At 36.9% G+C, this 20,341-nt stretch carries 15 protein-coding genes; 11 read left to right on the top strand and 4 right to left on the bottom strand.

Annotation, left to right across the window (positions count from 1 at the left end; translation table 11 throughout):
- The first annotated feature begins 39 nt into the window (after positions 1-39).
- Both JG29_RS04355 and JG29_RS04350 read left to right on the top strand, forming a co-directional pair.
- The gene (locus JG29_RS04355; protein ID WP_045922749.1) at positions 40-471 is read left to right on the top strand and encodes a MarR family winged helix-turn-helix transcriptional regulator; all 432 of its coding nucleotides are present in this window, start codon (positions 40-42) and stop codon (positions 469-471) included.
- Positions 461-2,704: an ATP-binding cassette domain-containing protein gene (locus JG29_RS04350; RefSeq protein ID WP_045922748.1), complete on the top strand. Its 2,244-nt coding sequence runs from the start codon at positions 461-463 to the stop codon at positions 2,702-2,704. The genes JG29_RS04355 and JG29_RS04350 overlap by 11 nt, the downstream gene beginning before the upstream one ends.
- 40 nt (positions 2,705-2,744) lie before the next feature.
- Here the strand turns inward: JG29_RS04350 and JG29_RS08675 are convergent, their stop codons facing one another.
- From JG29_RS08675 to JG29_RS04340, 3 genes are all read right to left on the bottom strand, one after another.
- Entirely contained in the window at positions 2,745-2,984 is a 240-nt protein-coding gene (locus tag JG29_RS08675; RefSeq protein ID WP_084232575.1) for an SDR family NAD(P)-dependent oxidoreductase, read from the bottom strand.
- Positions 2,985-3,171: 187 nt separating this feature from the next.
- On the bottom strand, positions 3,172-4,467 hold the full coding sequence (locus tag JG29_RS04345; RefSeq protein WP_045922747.1) for an APC family permease: 1,296 nt from the start codon (positions 4,465-4,467) through the stop codon (positions 3,172-3,174).
- A gap of 16 nt (positions 4,468-4,483) precedes the next feature.
- Positions 4,484-5,212, bottom strand: a complete 729-nt coding sequence (locus tag JG29_RS04340) for a gamma-glutamyl-gamma-aminobutyrate hydrolase family protein (protein WP_045922746.1) — start codon at positions 5,210-5,212, stop codon at positions 4,484-4,486.
- Positions 5,213-5,736: 524 nt separating this feature from the next.
- Here JG29_RS04340 and JG29_RS04335 point away from each other — a divergent pair.
- From JG29_RS04335 to JG29_RS08580, 3 genes are all read left to right on the top strand, one after another.
- Positions 5,737-6,414 (top strand): B3/B4 domain-containing protein, encoded by a 678-nt coding sequence (locus JG29_RS04335; RefSeq protein ID WP_052696308.1) that lies wholly within the window; start codon positions 5,737-5,739, stop codon positions 6,412-6,414.
- Between the two features lie 433 nt (positions 6,415-6,847).
- Entirely contained in the window at positions 6,848-9,295 is a 2,448-nt protein-coding gene (locus JG29_RS08585) for a BspA family leucine-rich repeat surface protein (RefSeq protein ID WP_052696307.1), read from the top strand.
- 310 nt (positions 9,296-9,605) lie between these two features.
- Complete coding sequence (locus JG29_RS08580) at positions 9,606-12,422, top strand: BspA family leucine-rich repeat surface protein (protein ID WP_052696306.1); 2,817 nt, start codon at positions 9,606-9,608, stop codon at positions 12,420-12,422.
- 221 nt (positions 12,423-12,643) lie between these two features.
- On the opposite strand, the gene JG29_RS04320 is transcribed toward JG29_RS08580, so the two are convergent.
- Positions 12,644-12,877 carry a hypothetical protein gene (locus JG29_RS04320; protein ID WP_045922745.1) on the bottom strand — a complete coding sequence of 78 codons (234 nt, stop codon included), beginning with the start codon at positions 12,875-12,877 and terminating at the stop codon, positions 12,644-12,646.
- 285 nt (positions 12,878-13,162) lie between these two features.
- Between JG29_RS04320 and JG29_RS04315 the strand changes: the two genes are divergently transcribed.
- The 6 genes from JG29_RS04315 (at position 13,163) to JG29_RS04290 (ending at position 20,318) form a co-directional block, all read left to right on the top strand.
- Entirely contained in the window at positions 13,163-14,698 is a 1,536-nt protein-coding gene (locus tag JG29_RS04315; RefSeq protein ID WP_045922744.1) for a ClC family H(+)/Cl(-) exchange transporter, read from the top strand.
- A 163-nt stretch (positions 14,699-14,861) separates the two neighbouring features.
- Positions 14,862-16,028, top strand: a complete 1,167-nt coding sequence (locus tag JG29_RS04310) for a cation:proton antiporter (protein WP_045923402.1) — start codon at positions 14,862-14,864, stop codon at positions 16,026-16,028.
- A 577-nt stretch (positions 16,029-16,605) separates the two neighbouring features.
- Positions 16,606-16,917: a PTS sugar transporter subunit IIA gene (locus JG29_RS04305; protein WP_045922743.1), complete on the top strand. Its 312-nt coding sequence runs from the start codon at positions 16,606-16,608 to the stop codon at positions 16,915-16,917.
- Position 16,918: 1 nt separating this feature from the next.
- Positions 16,919-17,227, top strand: coding sequence for a PTS sugar transporter subunit IIB (locus tag JG29_RS04300; RefSeq protein WP_045922742.1), 309 nt, complete (start codon positions 16,919-16,921; stop codon positions 17,225-17,227).
- A gap of 14 nt (positions 17,228-17,241) precedes the next feature.
- On the top strand, positions 17,242-18,516 hold the full coding sequence (locus tag JG29_RS04295; protein ID WP_156961625.1) for a PTS sugar transporter subunit IIC: 1,275 nt from the start codon (positions 17,242-17,244) through the stop codon (positions 18,514-18,516).
- Between the two features lie 14 nt (positions 18,517-18,530).
- Positions 18,531-20,318, top strand: a complete 1,788-nt coding sequence (locus JG29_RS04290) for an adenine deaminase (RefSeq protein WP_045922740.1) — start codon at positions 18,531-18,533, stop codon at positions 20,316-20,318.
- The last annotated feature ends 23 nt before the right edge of the window (positions 20,319-20,341 follow it).

The raw sequence follows: 20,341 nt of genomic DNA, 5'->3' as shown, positions 1-20,341 counted from the left end.
TATTTTCTGTATAGAAAATATTACTGAAAGGAAATTAAAATGGCAACAGATTTATATAATACTTTAATGAATCTCCAGTGTGAATTAGTTGCAGAGCGGAACTTGGTTAATCCTCAGCAAATTAGTTGGCTGCAATACGATATTTTAAATATTCTACAAACGCATGCCAGTCGACCAACTGTTATGAGTCGGCAATTAGGTATTACTCAAGTTAAACTTTCTAAAAATCTGAAAAAACTACGTGAATTAAATTATATTACCCAAACTCCGGACGCCCATGACCGGCGTGAAATTACAACGGCAATTACTCCGCAAGGTCGACAATTTATGACAGATATTGCTGTGAAACATCAAGAATTATACAACAAGGCCTGCAAAGTTTGGTCAAAAGAAGAGCAGCAACAATTTATTGTGCAGGCGAATAAACTAATTGAACTGTTAAGAAAAGAGCGGATTGCCAATGGTCAATGAGAATATTATTGTACAAGGTGCTCGAACCAATAATCTCAAAAATATTTCAGTGGAAATTCCCAAAAGAAAAATTACAGTAATTACCGGAGTTTCAGGAGCAGGTAAATCTTCCCTGGCTTTTGGTACAATCGCAGCCGCTTCACAACGTCAAGTAAACAAAACATATAGTGCCTATGTGCAACAGTTACTGCCGCAGTTTCTGGAGCCCGAGGTGACAAGAATTAAAAACTTGCCCTTTACGCTTGTAGTTGATCAAAAAGGAATCGGTAATAATAGACGCTCAACTTTGGGGACGTATACTGATATTTATTCAGCTTTAAGGCTACTCTTTTCTCGAATAGCGCAGCCGTTTATTGGTTATTCGATGAATTATTCTTTTAATAATCCTGCAGGGATGTGTCCTCGTTGTGAAGGATTAGGTCAAATTCGCACAATTGAAACAAACAAGTTATTGAATTTTGAGAAGTCCTTGAATGAGGGAGCTATTGACTTTCCTACTTTTCAACCTGGTGGTTGGCGGCTTTCACGTTACACGGAAGCGGGTTTTTTTGACAATAATTTACCTTTAAACAAGTGGTCAGCCCAAAAACTGGAATTATTGTTATACGGGAAACGGCAAACTCCACCTCACCCCACAGCAAATTGGCATAAAAGTGCCTTTTATGTAGGTCTTATTCCACGAATCCAGCAAACTTTTCTCAATAAAAATAATACACAGTATCAACAAGAATTGCAGCATATTGTTAAAATCGGTGTTTGTCCTGTATGTCATGGTCAAAGATTAAAACCTCAAGCATTAGAAGCCTTGATTAATAATAAAAATATTGCCGATTGTAGCGCGCTGAGTCTGGTTGATTTGTACCAATGGTTAGGTTCAATTACTAATTCTTCCGTACAAACGATTATTGAAGAATTACAAGGCAAGTTGGATAATTTAATTACCGCTGGTCTGGGTTATTTAAGTTTAGAGCGGACTACGTCGTCTTTATCTGGAGGAGAGTCGCAGAGAGTAAAGTTAGCTAATTATTTAAATAGCGGTTTGGCTGATTTGCTTTATATTTTTGATGAACCCAGTGTGGGGTTGCATGCGTTTGATTTATTGAAAGTAATTAATATCTTTCAACGCTTGCGCGCTCAGGGTAACACCGTCTTAATTAATGATCATGATCCTCAAATAATAGCAATGGCCGATCATATTATTAATTTAGGAGAATCAGCAGGAAACCGTGGTGGTTATGTAACCTTTAGTGGTAGTTATTCAGATTTAAAAAATAGTTCTACGCTGACTGGAGCGAGTCTGCGTAATTTAGGCACGTTAAAGAGTACTTATCAACCAATTGCTGAATTTTATCAAATTAACAATGTAACCCAAAACAATTTACAGAATATCAATGTGAAAATTCCCCAACAGAATTTAACGGCTATTACCGGGGTCGCTGGCTCTGGTAAAAGTAGTTTGATTTCAGCTTTCAAAAGGCAATATCCGCAAACAGCGGTGTTAAATCAGCATTTAATATCTGGAAGTAACCGCTCTAATGTTTTAACTTATCTGAATATTTTTGATCCTTTACGGCGATATTTTGCTCAGCAGACACAGCAGTCCTTAGGATTATTTTCTTTCAATAGTCAAGGAGCTTGTCCTATTTGTAAGGGCAAAGGCGTACTGAAAATGGATCTTGCTTATATGGGAAGTTCAGTCAGCATTTGTGAAGCTTGTCATGGACAGCGCTATGCACAGAAGGCTTTAAAGCTAAGAGTACAGGGAGTGAATATTGCAGAAGCAATGAATTTGAACCCTCAATCTTTTTCCCAAAAATTTCCTTTTTTACAAACGGCAATGCAGATTTTACAACAGGTAGGTTTGGGGTATATTAAGTTAAACCAAGCTTTAGATACTTTTTCTGGAGGAGAATTACAACGTTTAAAATTGGCCCGTTTTCTCTTAAAGCGAACTAGTGATATTTTAGTTTTGGATGAACCGACAAGTGGTTTACATGAATCTAATATTCAAGAACTGATTGTTTTATTACAAGCTCTGATTCAAAAATATCAGTTGACAATTATTGTGATTGAGCATAATTTACGTCTTATCGGTCAAGCTGATTGGGTAGTTGATCTGGGACCTTGTGCAGGTGCGCAAGGGGGTAAAATTTTATTTTCTGGTCGGCCTTGGGAATTATTTAATCAGGGTAAAACATTAACGGCTCGAGCTTTACAGCAATATTTTAAGTAAAAAAGAATACTCAAGTAAGAGTATTCTGCAAGCAATGCAATTAATATTGTCGTTTGATATAACTGGCATCAGGACTAGAAAGAAAAAATGCCGGTTTGGCTAATTCATCAGGACTGCCAGGACGTTTCAATGGGATTCTTTCTTGATAACGTTGACTAATAGTTTCATCTGCTAACATCTCTTGATTGATGGGAGTAGCTATGACACCAGGTAGGATCGTGTTAACATTAATATGATAATCACTAAATTCTAGGGCTGAGCTTTTAGGTGGTTTTGCAATTAAACAGTTGTCATTTTACTAAAATCAAAATTACCGACTCTTTAAACAGTTTTAACCATTAACAACTATTAAAATTACTAAAAGATGTGCGCTGACAGATGATGTTACTTGTACCAATCTAATAGGTAGAAATCTTTCCAGATAAAAAGCAGCTATTTAATAGCTGCCTTAGCAATTGGTTAATAATTTATAAACTTTGCTTATTTTTATGCCCCCAGATTAGATAGGCTTTCATGATCAAATAAAGCGGAATCGCAACTAATAGAGCTCCAAGACCAATTAAAAGCTGTTGAGTATTTACTTGGAACAATAACCAAACACTTACTAAAACGGCAATAATCGGAATAACCGGGCCGCCAATGAGATGGAAACTTTGCGGCTGTCGTTTTTTAGTATGAGCAAACACAATGACCGCAAGGCAAGTAGGGATATATTGAGCAAAACGAGAAATAGCGCTAATCTGCGCCAAAAAACCGAAAGTTCCTGACCAGGCAATAAGAAGAGTAATAATCATACTTATAATAATAGATACCCAAGGTGCATTATAACGATTCCGTTTCTTGAGGAGCGGCGGCATAATTCCTGATTCAGCCAAAGCTACCCCGGAGCGTGGAGTAATATAACTGGAAGCCACAAGAAGTCCGCCAGTAGATAATAAGGTACCAGCTGCAACTAAGGCCTTACCAAATTGTCCCGCTATGTGGGCAAAAGCTGTCTGAATTGGGGCATTAGCTTGGGCCAAAGAACTGCCGAGAATTCCGGTCGTAACAATTTGAATTAAAATATAAAAAGAAGCTACACAGATAATGACAATAATAATAGCCTTGGGTAAATTTTGTTTAGCGTTTTTCATATCACCTGCAGCTACCGCTAGACCTTCAAATCCGGTAAAAGCATAAAACATCAGAATAGCTGCTTGGGCAAAAGCCCCTTTTTGATAGGTACCGTGAGGAAATAAAGGAGTAAAATTATTTTGATGAATGAAAAAGATTCCAATAGCAACAAATAAAACTAAGGGTAGCAGTTTGGAAACTGTAATAATATTGTTAACCACTTTCGAAACTTGAGCACCCAAAATATTCATAATAGCCAAGCCGATAATTAGAACAGAAATAATCAAGTTTTTATAAGGCTCTGCGCTGGGAAAAGTTGCAATCAAAGCTGTTTCAAAGGCGACGGCCATTGTCGCCTCTGCAATCATCCTGACAGCCCAAGTGACAAAGCCTACTTCAAAGCCGATGAACTCACCAAACGCATCTTGTGCATAGAGATAAGGGCCACCATCTTTATCAAAATATGTAGCCGCTTGAGCAAAGCATAAAGCAATACTAATAACTAGTAAAGCATCAAATATCAGAACGAAAATGCTGGCTGTACCCATAAGTTTGGCTGCTTGATTCGGTAACAAAAAAATTCCGGAACCAATAATACCATTGATTCCTAATAATAAAACACTACCCATTCCTAGTTTATTTTTGTTCATTTTTTTCTCCTTTTGCTTAGGATTGTGCTCGTTGTACTAAATCAGCGAACAATTGCAGTTGTTCAGGATAATCCGGCCACATATTCTCCGGATGCCATTGCACTGCCAAAATATTGTCACCCTCAACTGCTTCAACAACACCATCCAAAGCAGTAGCAACAACTTTTAAGCTCGGAGCAACTTGTTTAACGGCCTGATGGTGACGGGAATTAACATAAACTTGTTGGCCTAATAACTGTTCCAGGTGACTATTTGGTGTAATAGTAACATGATGACTAGGGTATTGCCCGGGAGAAGCCTGCGTATGCTTAATAGTTGCTTGCTGATTTTGAGTTGTTAAATCCTGATATAAAGTCCCGCCTAAAGCCACATTGAGAATTTGCAAACCACGACAAATTCCGAGAATGGGTTTGTGAGCTTGCAGGGTCTGTTTAATCAGAGCCAATTCAAAGATATCCTTCGGATAGGTTACTCTTCCACTCGCATTGATGGGTTCTTCACCGTAAAGTGTCGGATCGACATCTGGTCCGCCGGGTAATACTAAACCGTCAAAAGTTTGCACAGCCGCCGCCGCTAATTCAGATGCAACTTTCAAGTCATCAGGAAACGGTAAAATAATAGGTAATCCACCTACTTTGATAAGCGCGTTTTTTAACATTTGTGGAGCCATATCGGCATAATTTAGATTAGTAATAGCAGAAGGGGTGACTAAAGAATCTCCAGTTAAAGCAATAATTGGGCGCATAAAGATCTCTCATTTCGTATTTTTATTTTTTAATAATTATACCTAAATTTTAATTATTTACAATGATTTTTAATCAGGGCTCCAAGATTAGCGTTGATCCAAAAACACGAAGCAAAGCATATCAGTAAAAGTTCAATTATCGTATTATTAAATAAGTATAATTTTTCTCAAATAAGAACTATGAAACAAAATTCATTTTTAGGCTGCTGGACCCATCTTCAATTTGGAAATAGAAATAAAACTATTTATAATAAAGAAAATAGCAATCAAAAATGTCGCCGGACATAGCAATTATTAACTCTTGTAGGCCTAAGTAAGAGTTTAATAGTTGCTTCTTTTTTTAAGAGGTGTTTAGAATCGAAGTTAGCTCTTAACTGGCAGTTGCAGTTTATAAATTTTCAGCTGGATATTGACTTGTAACTATTGAAAAATAAAATAATAGCACCTGTTTGGTTAAATAAAGGGCAGTAATTATCCTTAATAAAGAAACTAACGGGGCTCATAAACTGAAAGAAATGATGACAATGCCGAAAAAATTTATTATTGAAGACTCGGTTTGGAGAATTCTTCCTGATTTGCATGTGGCGACAGTTATCGGCCACAGTCATGAAAGTTTGAACCAAAGTGGAAGTATACCGGAAGCTTTATTGGAGCAAGCAAATCAACAGGCCGTGCAATGGGTTAAAGCCGATCCTATCAGTACTAATCTGATAATTAAAGATTGGCGCGACGTTTTTCACAAATTCAAAACAAAAAGAGGCGCTCGTAGCTCTGTAGAAAGCCTATTAAAACGTGCTAAGCAAGGTAAAGGTGTAGGTAATATTAATAACTTAGTTGATATCTATAATTCTGTCTCTTTAGAAAAAGCTTTTCCGATTGGAGGACTTGATTTAGAGCGGCTGCAAGGCGATTTAACATTGCGCGTTTCTGCTGGTGCAGAAAAATTCTTTCCGATTGGAGAACAAGATGCGGAAATGACTTTGCCTCAGGAAATCATTTATAGTGATCAAAAGGCAGTGGTGACACGCTGTTTAAATTGGCGTGACAGTGCCCGTTATGGAGTGAATGCCAGCACTAAAGAAGTTTTATTTCTTATCGAAAATGCTAATCCAGAACGGAATGCTGATTATCAACAGGCTATCGCCTTATTACAAAAACGCTTGCAGACTATCTCCAGCTGTCAACAACCGTGCAGGTTTTAGATCAAGAACACCCGCAAGTGGAATTATAAAAAATATTATTAACATGGGTCTATTTTGCTACGAGCTTATTTATTAACTAAGCCAACTGACTGAACCAACTGGAATTTTTCAGTTGGTTTTTTGATGTTTTTTAAGTGTTATATTAGTTATGTAAAGCTAATAAAAGCTATTGTGCTATGTGGAAAATCTTCAATATAGTTCCCTAATTAAACCAAACGAATTTTTTTCTAAATAATCGATAAGTGTCAGGAATTAATCTTTTATTATGATAAGGGGCTTGTCTATGAATAAAATTTCATATACCATTATCTTGAGATGGTATGCACTATACATGCTGAAAGAAATTAAACAGAGTACATAGACTATTTTTGATTGCTCTGAAAAATACAATTTGATAAATGCTGAACTTTGTATAAAAGGAAAGATGTTATAAATGAAAAAAATAATCAGACTGGGGTTAGCTTTTTTAATAATTAGTTTCATGGTTGTTAGCTTCCAGAAGTTTGATTGTGCTGCTGCGGTTAAAACGATTAATGTATCCAAAACCGAAGCTTCTGTACCTACATTCCTTGCAGTACCGCACTTACAAAAAAAGGCTCCTACTTCCCAGTTGTTTAGTTTTTTAAAAGATTCTCCGGATGTAATTGCTAGTGGCATATCGGGTACTTGTAAGTGGGAAATAACAGCTGATGGGATTTTGACCATTGATAAAGGTCAATTAGCTACGGGGACTGTACCAATTAATGAATATTATCCTAGTGGAAGTAACTGGACTGCTAATGGTAATGGAGAAAAGATTAAAAAAGTAGACATTAAGCCAGGCGTTTCTTTGCCCAAAGATGCCACAGCTGTTTTTGCTAATTTACCCATAGTTACAGAGATAAAAGGTTTAGAAAACTTAGATACTAGTGAAACAACGAATATGAGTCATCTGTTTGATGGTTGTTCTAAATTGACATCAATAAATGTAAGTAATTTTGATACTGGCAAGGTCACTGATATGAGCTTTATGTTTAAGCAGTGTTCCAATATAACATCCTTAGATGTAAGTAGTTTTGATACTAGTCGGGTTACTAATATGAGTCAAATGTTTATTGGATGTTCTGCGACAATATTAGATCTAAGAAATTTTAATACTAGTCAGGTTACTAATATGAGTTATATGTTTTCACATTGTACCAATTTACAAAGTATAAACACAAGTAGTTTTAATACTAGTCAGGTTACTAATATGTTGAGTATGTTTAATAGCTGTTCTGTACCAACATTAGATGTAAGTAATTTTGACACTAGTAAGGTTACTAATATGAACAGTATATTTTTATCTATGAATCATACATGGAAATTAACACTCGGAAAAAATTTTGAACTTAAATGCGACAACGATTACCGGGCCTGGCCAAATAAGGATACACCATATATTGATACGTTTTATGATGGCAAGTTAAAATATACTACTATTAATAGTAAGAATAGTGACAAACGTGCAGATTTTGAGTGGAGAGAAGTGGGAAACGGTAATCCCCATGATCCCAAAGATCCCAAAGGAAGAATCTATAAACCTTATGATAATTCAAGTACTACAGCTATAAATCCGAATCAGTTACAAGGTATAATCAAACATATTAATGATGCTGCTAAAAATAAAACTCCAATAACTTTTGTATGGAACAATGAGCCTTATAATGCTCCACCATCACTGGTTTTTACAGATTCAGACCAAAAACCGATAATTTCAGATGATTCTTTAAGGTCGGATAAGCCCTATACTTATTCCTATGATTTTCGTGATAAAGATAAAGATTTTCCACCTTTAAATATTTATGGGACTTTGCGAGATGAAGATAGCAGTCAGGTTACTCTGTCTTATTGGATTGATGATAACAGCACTAATAAAAAGGAAGTTAAAACTGTAGATACTACAAGTAGTAATGGTAAAGAAAACACGACAAAGGTCAATTGGAGCTTTGCTATTACAGATGAGAATGATTTAACAGCCTTAGCTACTCCTCAAAGAGGTGGTCATACTATTCATGTTGAGGCTCGAGATAATGGTACTGATCAAGATGTTTATTTCCCGGCCAGTGTGACATTCAAGGCGCCAGTAGCTGAAAATGCGATTGTCCAATTTAATTATCAGGACTCAAGCGGCAAACAGCTTCGTGATTCTCAAACTTTGGTCAGACCAGTACCTCCTCAAAGGTATGCAACTCCAGGGGATAATACCTATGGATATGATGTTAAAAAATATTTACCCCAATATATTTGGTTAAAGGATAACAATAACCATCTGTTGCGTTATGGTATATCTCAATATAATTATCTTTTAAATAATGTTTGGACAAAGTGGGGTAATTTCTTTTATAACGGTCGTGGATGTTTGGCATCTACTGTTAGTGAGGAGGACTTAGTCAAAAAGGTAACCTTAACATATGATGATATTGGTCAAATTAGTTTTTTGCAGGTTCCTGATCTGAATTTTGGAAGTCGTATTCGCCAAGCTACTCCTCGTAAATACGGGTTACAGTATTCCTCAGATAAACCCCCTCAGCTGATAGTGCAAGATACAAATAATAGTAAATCTTGGACCTTGTATTTATCGATAACTAAGTTTATCAATACTAAGGATCCATCCAAAACCTTAGATGGTATTTTTTACTATGATAATACACCCGTAAGCAGTGGTTCAGAAGCTACAATAGCTGAGGGTGGCGATTTTAATCCTAATACGGATCATATTTATTCAATTAGTAATAGTTGGTATTCTGACGGTAAACAACAAAAGGATAAAGGTCCTTGGCTGAATCTGCAAGATCAACAGCCTGCTGTGGGAACATATCAGGCCACAGCTACTTGGACTTTGAAAGATACACCTCAATAATAACGGGTTCAGTTATTTAGAGGAATGCTTTTGGCTATGATTTTAATCATAGCTTTTTTATTTGTATTTAAATATGATTTCAAGTCTTGACAGGTCCGCAATAAGGCAAAAAGTGATCAATTAAATTAACTATTAATAATAAAGGGCTTGTCTATGAATAAAATTTCATATACCATTATCTTGAGATGGTGTGCACTATACATGCTGAAAGAAATCAAACAATGGATAGAGTACATAGACTATTTTTTATTGCTATGAAAAATACAATTTGATAAATGCTGAAGTTTGTATAAAAGGAAAGATGTTATAAATGAAAAAAATAATCAGACTGGGGTTAGCTTTTTTAATAATTAGTTTCATGGTTGTTAGCTTCCAGAAGTTTGATTGTGCTGCTGCGGTTAAAACGATTAATGTATCTAAAACAGAAGCTTCTGGGCAAGATTTACTTGCAGTATCGCACTTACAAAAAAAGGCTCCTACTTTCCAGTTGTTTAGTTTTTTAAAAGATTCTCCGGATATAATTGCTAGTGGCACATCGGGTACTTGTGATTGGAAAATAACAGCTGATGGGATTTTGACCATTGATAAGGGTCAATTAGCTACGGGGACTGTACCGTATGGAATTAATGATCCTAATGATCCATTTACCCATACTGGTGGTAGTAATTGGACTGAGAATGGTAATATAAAAAAGATTAAAGAGGTAGACATTAATCCGGGTGTTTCTTTGCCCAAAGATGCCACAGCTGTTTTTGCTAATTTACCCATAGTTACAGAGATAAAAGGTTTAGAAAACTTAGATACTAGTGAAACAACGAATATGAGTCATCTGTTTGATGACTGTTATGACTTAATTTCCTTAGATTTAAGTAAATTTAATAATAGTCAGGTTACTGATATGAGTTATATGTTTAAGGATTGTAAAAAATTATCATCTTTGAATCTAAATAATTTTAATACTAGCCAAGTTACTAATATGAGTGGGATGTTTTATGACTGTTACGGTTTTACATCAATAGACTTAAGTGATTTTGATACTCACAATGTTACTAATATGAATTCTATGTTTAGTGGCAGTTATGCATTGACAACATTAGATTTAAGTAATTTTAACACTAGCCGGGTCACTGATATGGGTGCTATGTTTAGTGGTTGTAGTGGTTTAAAGTCTTTAAACGTAAGTAAATTTGATACCAGCCAGGTCACTAATATGAGTTCTATGTTTTCTAATTGTCTTGCTTTGCCATCAATAAATGTAAGTAATTTTAACACTGGCAATGTCACTAATATGAGGTCTATGTTTAATAGTTGTCGTACTTTGCCATCAATAAATGTAAATAATTTTAATACCAGTAAGGTTACTGATATGAGTTCCATGTTTGCAGTTTGCAGTGGTTTAATCTCTTTAAATTTAAGTAATTTTGATACTAGCAAAGTAACGAGAATGTATGAGATGTTTAAAAGTTGCTCTCAATTACAAATTTTAGACATAAGTAGTTTTGATACTAGGAAGGCTGCTGACTATAATCATGGAGGTTGGATGGTAAATCTTTTTGATTATGATACTAAATTATGGCAGCTAAAAATTGGGAAAAATTTTGAACCATATGTTTCAATTGGGGGTGCTGGTACATGGCCATGGCCACCAACAGAATTTCCTCAGGTTTTTCAAGATAATGGTTTAAATTATATTACTATTGGTAACAATGCTCAAGAATTTCAATGGAGTGAAGTAGGGACAGGTTCTCCCCATAATCCCAAAGGGAAAAATTTTAATACTTATGTAAAATCCGTTAGTGATAGCAATGGCCGCTACACAGTAAATTTAAGGGGTATAAAAGATCTTATTGCTAATCACGATAGCGATGAACCAATAACGCTTGTATGGAATAATAGGCCTTATAATGCTTCGCCGTCACTTACATTTACAGATTCATCATATAGAAATCCGGTAATTTCCGGTAATCCCTATGTGTATCCCTATGCGTATCTTCCCGATGATTCTAGATTTTGCAACCCAGAAAGCTATCCAGCTTTAAATATTTATGGAACTTTGCGAGATGAGGATAGCAGTCAGGTTACTCTGTCTTATTGGATTGATGATAACAGCACTAATAAAAAGGAAGTTAAAACTGTAGATACTACAAGTAGTAATGGTGAAAAAAACAAGACAAAGGTCAATTGGAGCTTTGCTATTACAGATCAGGATGATTTAAAAGCCTTAGCTACTCCTAAACATAAAGGAGGTGGTCATACTATTCATGTTGAGGCTCGAGATAATGGCATTGATGGTCAAAGCCAAGAAGTTTTTGAACCAGTAAGTGCGACATTCGAGGTGCCCGTAGCCGAAAATGCCATTGTCCAATTTAAGTATCAAAACTCAAGCAACAAGCCGCTTCGTGATTCTCAGACTCTAGTAAGAGGAGCAACAGAGAGCAATAATAATTATTCTGACGGGTATGTATATGATGTTAAACAGTATGTACCCCAATATCTTTGGGGAAAGGATAAGGATAATAATCTGCAGCGTTATAGCCTAAGTAATTATAATGATCTTATTTCAGATAATTTGGATTGGGGCCATATTGTTACTTACAACCCTAGCATGGGAAATTTGAAATCTACAGGTGGAACATTACGGGAAATACCCTTAACATACGTTGAATCTGGTACTATCAGTCTTGAGGTGCCCAATCTAAATTTTGGAAGTTATATTCGTCAGGCTATGCCTAGTAAATGTGGATTAAATTACTCCGTAAATAAGCAACCCCGATTAATAGTCAAAGATACAACTCAAAGTTATAAGAAATATTGGAAATTGGATTTATCGATAACTAAGTTTATTAATACTAAGGATCCATCCAAAACCTTAGATGGTATTTTTAAATATGATAATACACCTGTAGACAGTGGATCAGAAATTACAATAGCCAATGGTAGCAATTTTAGGGATCTTAATATTACTGATTGTGATATTAGTAAGGATTGGTATGAAAATAATAGTGGAAAACAAGTAAAATTAAGCGACTATTATAGGGGACCTTGGCTGAATCTGCAAGGTCAACGGCCTGCTTTGGGAACATATCAGGCCACAGCTACTTGGACTTTGAAAAATACACCTCAATAATAGCGGGTTCATTTGCTTAGAGAAAAGATTTTGGCTATGATTTTAATCATAGCTTTTTTATTTGCATTTAAGTATGATTTCAAGTCTTGGCAGGTCGCAAATAAGGCCAGAATAATTTTTCTGAAATAAAAAAGTGATTGCATCACAAAATTGATACAATCACTTTTTGACAGTAGATAATGCTTAGAGAAATTTAAGTTTATTATTATCATATGATGTAGCTAATCGGCTTGTTTCTGATGGTGGAATAAAGAGATTATTATTAAAATTAAACAGGTTAAAAATGATAGACCGATCAGAATTAGGAAATCCACATTAACTTGGTCAGTGAAGTAGCTAAAGATAACTGATGAAAGACCATATCCTAGGCCACAGATAATGGTATAAATTGCAAAAAATTGCGCTGAACTTAAATGACCAATAATATTAGAAATATTGAAATCTAGCAGGGGCATATTGATCAATTCTCCTAAGTAAAGAAAGCCGATTTCATTAGCTACACTCCTTATGTAAATATTAATTAATAGTCTAGCCTTCAAATGCGGAAAATACTAAATGTTTTTGTGATAAAAAGCAGCCGACTTAGGTGTAGTGTTCTTTTTTATCGAAACTGCCAACCAATTCTAGTATTTTTTCGATCAGTCTGGCAAAGTCGCATAATTGCGCTTGACGATCTGGGACTGAAACTACTACCATAGATAGGAGGCTTTTTTCTAATATTTACTTTAAAGAGGGCAGCTATGCCGACACGTTTACGTCTAAAACATGCACAGGTTATTATCCAAGGACTACTCATAGGAATACTGGCAGGGCTAGTTGTTAGTGCCTTTCGCTGGCTGATTGCACATGGTTTTCAGCTGACTCAGCAGTTATATCGTCTGGCTCAGCATAAACCAACGATACTATGGGTAATTTTAGCAGGGAATTTATTGATTGCCTTAATTGTTGGAAATTTAAGTAGGCAACAACCACATATTATGGGATCCGGAATTCCTGAAGTAGAGGGGCAATTGCGCAATCAACTGCATCTTGCTTGGTGGCCAATTTTATGGCGTAAGTTTCTGGCGGGGATTTTAAGTTTAAGTACAGGATTGATTTTAGGCCGTGAAGGGCCTTCAATTCAATTAGGAGCCGCTGTAGGACAAGGATTGGGGCAAACTTGGTCCACAAATACTGCCGATCGAAATGTCCTTCTGGCTGCTGGAGCGGCTGGTGGTTTAGCAGCTGCTTTTAATGCACCTTTAGCCAGTACCTTTTTTGTTTTAGAAGAAATTTATCATAATTTTTCACCGTTAATCTGGATGAGCTCTCTAGCCAGCTCCTTAAGTGCTAATTTAGTTGCCAGCAATATTTTTGGATTACGACCGGTTTTACATTTGGGTCTGGTTCCCAGTTTATCTTTAAAGAATTATTGGGCCTTGTTATTTTTAGGTTTGGTTTTGGGAGTCTTGGGTTACGCTTATCAATGGGTTTTATTAAAAATGCCGCAATTTTACTACACCATTGCCGGACGAATTTCCCGTCCTTTTCAGATTTCTTTAGCTTTGCTCTTCATTATACCTTTAGGCTTTTGGCGACCGGAATTATTAGGTGGCGGCAATCAGCTGATTTTACAATTACCAGCAGCACAAGTTCTCAGTATCGGCAGCCTAGTAATAATTTTACTTGTTCGTTTTGGCTGGTCCATGCTGGCTTATGGTTCCGGAGCTCCCGGAGGTATTTTCCTGCCGATTTTATCTTTGGGAGCATTGGCTGGATTTTTAGTAGCTCGCTGCCTTGTAACAGTGCATTTATTACCGGCCAGCGTCCAGATTGGCTTTATAGTTTGGGGGATGGCCGGCTTATTTGCCGGTATTAGCAAGGCTCCGTTTACGGCAATTTTGTTAATTACTGAAATGGTAGGTTCCTTAAAGCATTTAATGCCTTTGGCAATAGTTGCACTCGTAGCTTATTTGGTAGTTGATTTATTAGGGGGCGCACCCATCTATGATTCTTTATTAAATAAAATGTTAATTCCACAAAAAGCCCAGACTGTAAGTGATAATAATCAAATTTTTCAGCTGACAATTTTTGCTGCCAGCCCTTTAGCTAACCAGCAAATTCGCTCTCTTACCTGGCCACCACAGACTCTAGTTTTAAAAATTATTCGTGGTGAGCATGAATTATTGCCGCAAGGGGACACTTTGCTGCAGACAGGTGATATTTTGGTAATTTCTACTAATTTAGCCGGTTATCAGCTTTTACAAAAACAATTGCCTGAAGATGCTAAGACTTAAGGTCTGGAAATCAGTTTTTTAATCTGGTACAATAAAAAATAAATTAAATATTCATGGTTGAAGTTAAGACTTTCAAGAATTTTCCTGTGGTTGGGTTGCCCAGGAAATTTTTGGAGGTCTTTTTTTGTTTCTTCAAACTAAAAATAGAAAAGAAGTGGCTAAGATGCAATTTTTAGGGGTCAGTGCGTTGATTTTAATAGCTGCAGCAATTGCCGGTCAGATTAGTGTGCGGCTGCAATTGCCAGCGGTGGTGGGAGAATTAATCGCTGGTGTAGTTTTAGGACCGGCACTTTTGAATTGGGTGCGTCCTACAGCCGATTTACACTTGTTATCAGAACTTGGTGTCATTATTCTCATGTTTTTAGCAGGATTAGATAGCGATTTAGGTTTATTGAAACGCTTTGGCCGTCCCAGCCTGCTGGTAGCCGTTTTAGGAATGGTAGTGCCGATCATCGGCGGATTTGGTACTGGAATCGCTTTTCATTTTAATACTTGGACTAGCATTTTTTTAGGTTTGACTTTGGCGGCAACTTCGGTTTCGATTTCCGTAGCGGTTTTACAAGAAATGCAGCAATTGGATAGTCCTCAAGGAGCAACCATTTTGGCAGCTGCTGTAGTCGATGATATATTGGCAGTTTTGCTGTTAAGTATCGTCAGTAGTTTAGCCGGTCCCACTTTGCAGTCGGGAAATAAGTTTCCCAACTTAGGAGTGGAATTATTAGCGCAGGGTGGTTATTTATTATTGTTATTGGTAGTGAGTTATTGGCTAGTCCCGCGTTTTATGGCATTAGCAGCTAAACTACTGATTCCTCAAGCCGAAACAGTAATTGCATTGATTTTATGTTTGGGCTTAGCTTATTTGGCCGACTTAGTGGGCTTAAGTGCGATTATTGGTGCCTTTTTTGCTGGGCTGGCTTGCGGGCAGACTTCTTATCAAAAAATTTTAAGTAAAAAATTAAATGCACTGGGCTATGCTTTATTTATTCCCATCTTTTTTGTTAGTGTCGGTCTGCAACTAACATTGACTGGTTTAGTACAGGATTGGCAGTTGTTTCTTGTCTTAACTGTGATCGGTGTTTTGACTAAATTAATTGGTGCTGGTGGGGGAGCAAAATTAGCGGGTTTTTCTAATGCTAGTACTTTAGTCATTGGTTCAGGAATGGTTTCGCGTGGGGAGATGGCCTTAGTTATTGCCCAAATTGGTGTCCAAAATCATCTCTTAGCTCCTGATCGTTATTCTGCTGTGGTAGGCGCTTTGATATTGACCACTATTGTGGCACCTTTATTATTAAAAGTCAGCATTCACCGCTTAGGATCAGCTGCCAAATAAATAGCAGAGCGAGTATAAAACTTGGATCAAAGCATCAAGACTACAGGGCACATTGTGTTGGCGAAAGTTTTTCCAGACTTTCGCCTTTTTTGCTGGGTCTGATCAAGGTTAACACTTTATATTGCAGCAAAAATTTACATAAATAGATAACTCTTTGGCGTTAGGATTACAAATAAAAACGAACTTTTTTCATATTAATTATGTAAAAATTAGCTTTGCAATGATGGTTTAATTATTCTTTAAATAATTTTTAAATTGCTAAAGCTTGGCAGCAGTGCTTTTGTGGTGTAATTCAGAAGAAAAATTTAGAGAAAAGACAAACAGAGCCTTTATTTTTTTTGAAAAATTGTTACAATTGTTATACGAACTATTTAATGATTTGCCGAAATTATTATTCAGAAATAAAAAAGGAGATGAATTCTATTTTACTTATTTAGTGGTTATATTTTTATGAAAAACGAACAATATAATTAATTGCATTACAAGTTTATCGGAACCAAATGGTGATAAATGAAATTTTGGTTTTTTAATTATGGTGGCCAGTGACACCCTCGGTATAAGTAAAGGAGACTGATCTGTGGAAGAGACACAGTTAATGCAAATTATAGCGCAAAGCGGCACTGCGCAATCTTTATGTCAAGAAGCTCTGAACTGTTTTCAACAGCAGCAACTTGAAACGGGTTTAAATAAAGTCCACCAAGCCCAGACTTGCTTAAAAGCGGCCCAAAAAGTACATGGAGAGTTATTGCAGGAATTTGCCCAAGAGAATAGCACTGAAACTAACTTATTGTTAATTCATGCAGAAGATCATTTAACTGCGGCGGAAACTATCTACGCCTTGATGGACAATTTTAAGGTGATTTATCAACAATTAGAAGGGAAAAAATAAATTGAAAAAAATATTATTAGTTTGCAATTCCGGAATGTCAACTGCGATGCTCGCCCAAAAAATGAATAAAGCAGCTCCTGACCAGTTTAGTGTTATGGCCAAAGGCGAAGGCGAGTTTTTAGATTTTGTTGCTGATCAAGATATTGTGATGGTGGCTCCGCAAATTAGATACCTGATTCCCCAAATGAGAAAAGAACTAACCAAAGATATCCCGGTAATTGGGATTGATCCGCGAAGTTACGGATTGATGCGGGCCCAAGAAATTTTGGCTGCCGCTCAAGCAGAATTAGCAAAAAGTGAGGCTCTGTAAACCTAATGAATGAAATGAGCAAGATCGAAGATAAATTTTTAGAAGTGGCTGAAAAATTAAGCAATCAAAAATATCTCGAAGCAATTAGAAATGCTTTTATAACCATCTTGCCGATCACTGTTATGGGAGGGTTAGTTTCCGTTATTAGTTCTGCGCCGGTAACTCCCCATACCAAAAATGCCTTTTTATTGGCCTGGGCGTCTTTTGTCAAAAGCAATTCTTTAATTTTAACTTGGATTAATACCCTGACGTTGGGTGCCATGGCAATTTTTGTATGCTTAACTATCACTTGGTATTTGTGTAAACACTATCAAATATCAGCCTTGACACCTTTGCTGTTATCGTTTTTTGGAATCATGATTTTGACTGCCAAGCCGACCAAATTAACTTTTAATCAAAAAATGGTAGAAATTTCCTATATTGATGGTAAAGGACTTTTAATTGGAATTTTTGTGGCTATCGCTACTGTTGAGCTCTATCGCTTTTTGAAAGCAAAACACTTTGGCGAAATTCACATGCCGGAAAGTGTACCGGCTTCTTTATCGAATACCTTTGCTTCACTGTCGACCTCAATAGTTATTATGACTTTCTTTTCTGCAATTTTTATTATTTTCAATAAGAATCATACAACTTTAGCTCAATGGTTTACTAAAATTATTACCCCGGGTCTAAAAGCTACAGATAGCATTTGGTTTGTCCTAATTATGACGATTATTATCAGTATAGGCTGGTTTTTTGGAATTCATAACGCTACTTTTTGGGGACTGATGGGCCCGATTATGTTTATTAACCTGTCTGCCAATGCTGCGGCTAATGCAACCGGACATGTCCCGCCGACGTTTTTAACTGAAGCTACTTGGGCTTATTTTATCCAAATAGGCGGTGTCGGTTGTGCGTTGCCTTTAGCGATGTTATTACTATTTTCTAAGTCAGAACAAATGCGGGCAGTCGGTAAAATGGGCTTAATTCCTTCCTTCTTTGGTATTTCAGAGCCGATCACTTTTGGTTTACCGGTTATGTTGAATCCGATTATGTTTATTCCTGCATTTTTAGCTCCCACCGTAAATGCAATTCTGACGTGGTTAGCTATGAGTCTGCACTTAGTCAAAAAAACTTTCGCCATGTTGTCATTTAATATGCCAAGTATTTTTGGTTCTTATTTTGCTACTTCGGACTTTAAAGGGCCAGTGTTAATTATTATTCTCGTAATTATTGATATGGCCATTTACTTTCCATTTATGAAAGTTTATGAAAAAGCCCAATTAAAAGAAGAATTAGGGACAAATTAAAGGAAGCCTTGTTTATGTATCTCAAACAAAAAAATCGCCAAGTGTTAAAACAGGCAGCTTTACATTTGGCCGAAAATGACTTTGTCATTACTAACGTCCAAGTATTTAACGTTTTTACCAAAGAAATCTGTCCAGCCGCGGTTTATGTCAAAGACGGCTTCACTACTTATGTCGATTATGATCAACAAACCACCCCTCCCGGTTTGAAAACAATAGATGGACAGGCTAATTATCTGTTGCCTGGTTTAATTGATGCCCATACCCATATTGAAAGCACGATGCTAACGCCGCAGAGATATGCGGAATTAGTGGCCCCGTTTGGCACCACAACGGTAATTTGTGATCCGCATGAAATCGCAAATGCGTTTGGAATTCAGGGCTTGGAATACATGTTGGCGGCTACGGAAAATGTACCGCTTCGAGTTTTGTTTGATATCCCTTCTTGTGTTCCTTCTGTAGAACATTTGGAAGTGAGCGGGGCAGTTTTTCATAAAGAGCAGATTCAAAAAATTCTAACTTTTAAGCGTGTTGTGGGTTTAGCCGAAGTCATGGATTATCAAGGCGTCATCAATGATTCAACCAGAATGGCCGAAAATATTACTGCTGTGGAGAATCAGGGCTTATACATTCAAGGGCATTGTCCGTTAGTTTCTCAACAAGATTTAGCCGCTTATAGAATTGGCGGGCCCATTTCCGATCATGAATCGTCCACTATTGCTGAAATCAAAGAAAAATTACGAGCCGGTATGTATATTGACTTGAAAGAAGCCAATACTACTCGTAATCTGGTTAAATTTATTAAAGAGATCAAAGATTGGCCTTGTTTAAGCAGGTTTACTTTTTGTACTGACGATCGGCGTGCCAATGTTATTCAAAAGCAGGGTCATATTAATGGGATCGTTAATAAAGCTATGCGAGCAGGTCTCAGTCCGCAAGCAGCCATGAGCTTTGCGACTATTAATGCTGCACAAGAAGCCCAAATTGCAGATTTAGGTGCTATTGCTCCCGGTTATTTGGCTGATTTTGTGTTGACGGCCGATCTGACTGATATTCAACCACTGATGATTTGGTTGGAAGGAAAAATTACTTATCAAAAGCAACACTTAGTGGAATTTAAACAACCAAAAGCACTAGCGTTAGAAAAGATTGATTCCATTCACATACCTCCATTACAAGAATCTGATTTTGATTTGACCGTACCATCAGCCGCACAACAGCTTTCCAAGATCAAAATGAATTATATTGCTTATCAATCCTATACTTCTGCTTTTACTGATTTAAAAACGGCAGAATTTGCGGTGCATGAGGGTCGCGTTTTGCTTCCCGAACAGGAGGATTTTATGTTTGTGGCGGTTATTAATCGTTATGGTCAAAAACACTGGGCAAAGGCGCTTCTCCAAAAATTCGGTATTAATAAGGGGGCCATTGCCAGCACCGTGTCTCATGATTCGCATAACTTAACCGTTGTTTATCGTAATTCTTCGGATGCATTGTTGGCAGCCCAACAAGTTAAGCAGCAAAAAGGGGGACTAGTCGCCGTTAAAGACGGGCAAATCCTGGCCCAAATTGCCTTACCTGTAGCCGGTTTAATGACGAACCAACCGGTAGCTGCAGTTAATGAACAAATTCAACAACTGACTCAAGCCGGTCAAGCTTTAGGTACGGGCGTTTTAGCTAATCCCATTTCCAGAATGACCATTGTATCATTACTAGTCAGTCCTTACTTTAAGCTGTCCGACTTAGGCCTGGTAGATACGCTGCAGCACCAACTGCTGCCGCTGTTTCCCGACTACCCCAACTAGCGGCAAATCCTTATCCTTTAAGT

The organism is Bombilactobacillus mellis, from assembly GCF_000967245.1.
GTDB lineage: Bacteria > Bacillota > Bacilli > Lactobacillales > Lactobacillaceae > Bombilactobacillus > Bombilactobacillus mellis.
This window is presented reverse-complemented; position numbering and strand designations above follow the sequence as displayed.

Bases quoted from the DNA above. Each gene is read 5' to 3' on its own strand.
- JG29_RS04355 (WP_045922749.1), top strand. From the start codon at position 40: ATGGCAACAGATTTATATAATACTTTAATGAATCTCCAGTGTGAATTA.
- JG29_RS04350 (WP_045922748.1), top strand. From the start codon at position 461: ATGGTCAATGAGAATATTATTGTACAAGGTGCTCGAACCAATAATCTC.
- JG29_RS04345 (WP_045922747.1), bottom strand. From the start codon at position 4,467: ATGAACAAAAATAAACTAGGAATGGGTAGTGTTTTATTATTAGGAATC.
- JG29_RS04340 (WP_045922746.1), bottom strand. From the start codon at position 5,212: ATGCGCCCAATTATTGCTTTAACTGGAGATTCTTTAGTCACCCCTTCT.
- JG29_RS04335 (WP_052696308.1), top strand. From the start codon at position 5,737: ATGCCGAAAAAATTTATTATTGAAGACTCGGTTTGGAGAATTCTTCCT.
- JG29_RS08585 (WP_052696307.1), top strand. From the start codon at position 6,848: ATGAAAAAAATAATCAGACTGGGGTTAGCTTTTTTAATAATTAGTTTC.
- JG29_RS08580 (WP_052696306.1), top strand. From the start codon at position 9,606: ATGAAAAAAATAATCAGACTGGGGTTAGCTTTTTTAATAATTAGTTTC.
- JG29_RS04320 (WP_045922745.1), bottom strand. From the start codon at position 12,877: ATGCCCCTGCTAGATTTCAATATTTCTAATATTATTGGTCATTTAAGT.
- JG29_RS04315 (WP_045922744.1), top strand. From the start codon at position 13,163: ATGCCGACACGTTTACGTCTAAAACATGCACAGGTTATTATCCAAGGA.
- JG29_RS04310 (WP_045923402.1), top strand. From the start codon at position 14,862: ATGCAATTTTTAGGGGTCAGTGCGTTGATTTTAATAGCTGCAGCAATT.
- JG29_RS04295 (WP_156961625.1), top strand. From the start codon at position 17,242: ATGAGCAAGATCGAAGATAAATTTTTAGAAGTGGCTGAAAAATTAAGC.
- JG29_RS04290 (WP_045922740.1), top strand. From the start codon at position 18,531: ATGTATCTCAAACAAAAAAATCGCCAAGTGTTAAAACAGGCAGCTTTA.